This window comes from Candidatus Hodarchaeum mangrovi (genome assembly GCF_975850365.1).
In genome coordinates, this window is the sequence record NZ_CDLCQJ010000035.1 from 1 (window position 1) to 2,729 (window position 2,729).

Consider the following 2,729-nt stretch of genomic DNA (forward strand, 5'->3'; position numbering starts at 1 on the left):
AACGAAAAAATTACCAATGATGCGTATGTCAGAAAATTTTCATTTCGCCCTTTTACTGGAATTCGAAAAGGAAGAATATACCGTCTATGGTCGATTTCTTGGCAATGGTGGGCTCATGAATGGGATCGCTCAAGGGCAGTAAAAATACTATTTGGAATTCAAATCTTTACATTAGTTATCACAAATTTATTTGTTCTTACGATGAAGGATTTCATGCTTCTTGGTGATCCAACACTTACAACAACAAAACTACTAGAAAATACATTAATTGAACTAGTTAGAGGATTGGTGAGTTTCCAAACTCAAATTTCAGGAGAAGGAGGGAATGGAGGAGATGAAATGGATTTTGGATTTTCAATAGGAGGAATGAGTTTCTTCATTCTCATTTTATGTGTATTAATTGGATCAGGTTTAATTTCAGATGATATAAGCAATAAGACAAATGAAATTTATTATTCTAAGCTTGAAAAGCATGAATACATCTTAGGCAAATTTGGGGCCTTCTTCTTATTTGGAAACATAATGATTACCCTTCCCTATGTCATCGAATTCTTCCTATTATTTATTGGTTTAGGAGGAATCGATTTCATACAAGCTCTTCCAATATTAGTTCATGTTATTGTATTTACTGAGCTAATAAGTCTTACTTATGCTAGTATTATCTTGGCATTTTCTTCCCTGTCATCAAGACGACTTTATACAGGATTAGCAGTATTCATGTCTATTTTTCTCTTGAGTATGATAATTCCTTTCCTAGCAAATTCTGGAGGAGGAGACGTGGGGTTCCAACTATTGTTTGACGTCCTTACCATGTTACTACTAAGTTCATATATCTTAAATGGAGAAACTTTGATTGAAATAGATCTTTTAGGCAGAGATCATCTCCTGAATCTTGCGGATGGAGTTGGAATCGAAAGTTGGGCAGTTTTAGGCGTTTTAGGATTATACATAATCCTTGGACTCCTCATTGTCATTTTCCAAGTTTATAGGAGGCATAGTAATTAATGATTGAATTGGAGGAGATTTCGAAATCCTTTGGAGATGTTGTCGCGATCTCAAATTTGAGTATGAATGTTAAAGAGGGTTCTATAACAGGATTTCTTGGCCCAAATGGAGCGGGAAAGAGTACAACCTTAAAATTAATCGTGGGCGAGATTTATCCTAATGCAGGTACGGTGACTGTTCTAGGAGAGAATCCTATGAATAATCCTGGTTTAAAAAGGAAATTAGGTTATGTTTCAGAACACGAAGATATTTATCCTTGGATGAAAGGACATCAATTTGTATCATCTTTAGCAAGATTGTTATTACCACGAGAACAGGCAGAAGTAGCTACTAAAGAGGCAATGAATAAAGTTGGCCTGGCAATTACGGGAAAAAAAATAGGTGCCTATTCCAAAGGAATGAAACAACGATTAAAAATTGCTGCAGCGATTATACATAATCCAGATTTATTGGTATTAGATGAACCAGTAGGGGGACTTGATCCTTTGGGTCGTCGTGAAATGAAAGAGTTAATGTCAGAGTTAAATAAAGAGGGAGCTACAATACTTATTTCAAGTCATATCTTATATGAATTAGATGAAATGAGTTCACGGATGATTCTCATTCATCGGGGTCAAACTTTGGCAGAAGGCGCTCCTGCTGATATTCTAGCATTAATTGATCAATTTCCACATCAAATATTGATTCAAGCTCCAAAAGATCAATTGTCACTTCTTTCTAAACTCTTAATTGATGAATCAATACTAAAATCTCTGAACTTTGGCGAAACAGATAATAAATTAACTGCTATTACAAATGAACCTAGTAAATTTTACTCTATTTTCACGCGAATCGTTGCAGAGAACAATTTAACTATTAATCATCTCGAAAGTACTACAGACAATATTGAAGCGATATTTGAATATTTAACGTAAGGAGAAAAAAATTATGACAATTTCATATCAAAAGACTTCTTCTCAATATACACCGTCTTTCATTACACGAGAAGCTCTATTAGTAAAATTATTTTTAAATAAGTATATTGTTGATAAAAAGACTTACATATTAATTTTAATTAGTATTTTACCCCTTCTCACTACAGGTAATTTACAATTTCCCGATTTTGAAGATTATATTGAGCTTATTGGGCCTTCTTCTATTTTTAGTTTTATTATCATGCCACTTATTACCTTGGTATTAGGTGTATCTGCTATAGCAGATGAAAAAGAAAATAAAACAGTTAGTCAATTATTATCCCGACCAGTTACTCGTGAAGAAATTGTTATAGCCAAATGGATAACAATCATGCTCATTGGGTTGGTTATTGTCATTATAGATTCTTTAATCTTGTATTTTGGATTTATTTTACTTGTTCCAGAATCAATTGGATTATTAGAAAATTCATTGGAATTAATTAAAGTATGGATTTATTTAGGGTTATGGTTCAGTGTTTATGCCACAATCTTCCTTTTTTTAGGAGTATGGATTGATAAAAATGCATTCGGGTTGGGATTAGCAATTGCTTATTTTGAGGCTTTCTTTAGTCAATTTATTTTTGGAAGTTTGACTGGGAACTCTCCTTTTTCTATTTCTAATCATATTAATTATGTTGCTTCCAAATATCTGTTACCAAATTACATTGATTTCATTATAATTGATTTTGAACCATTTACTTCTTTATTAATTTGTATAGGATTAATTCTTGGTTTCTTGTTTCTTGGATGTTTTTTTATGCGTAAAAAAGA

3 protein-coding genes are annotated in these 2,729 nt (G+C 32.6%); all 3 read left to right on the forward strand.

Annotated elements, in window-relative coordinates:
• The coding region (locus tag ACWVCY_RS04170; RefSeq protein ID WP_455140517.1) for an ABC transporter permease at positions 1-1,005 on the forward strand (1,005 nt) is incomplete at its 5' end.
• Positions 1,005-1,919, forward strand: coding sequence for an ABC transporter ATP-binding protein (locus ACWVCY_RS04175; RefSeq protein WP_455140519.1), 915 nt, complete (start codon positions 1,005-1,007; stop codon positions 1,917-1,919). The genes ACWVCY_RS04170 and ACWVCY_RS04175, both read left to right, overlap by 1 nt.
• A gap of 13 nt (positions 1,920-1,932) precedes the next feature.
• Positions 1,933-2,729 (forward strand): ABC transporter permease subunit (locus ACWVCY_RS04180; protein ID WP_455140521.1); only part of this gene is annotated, 797 nt, incomplete at its 3' end.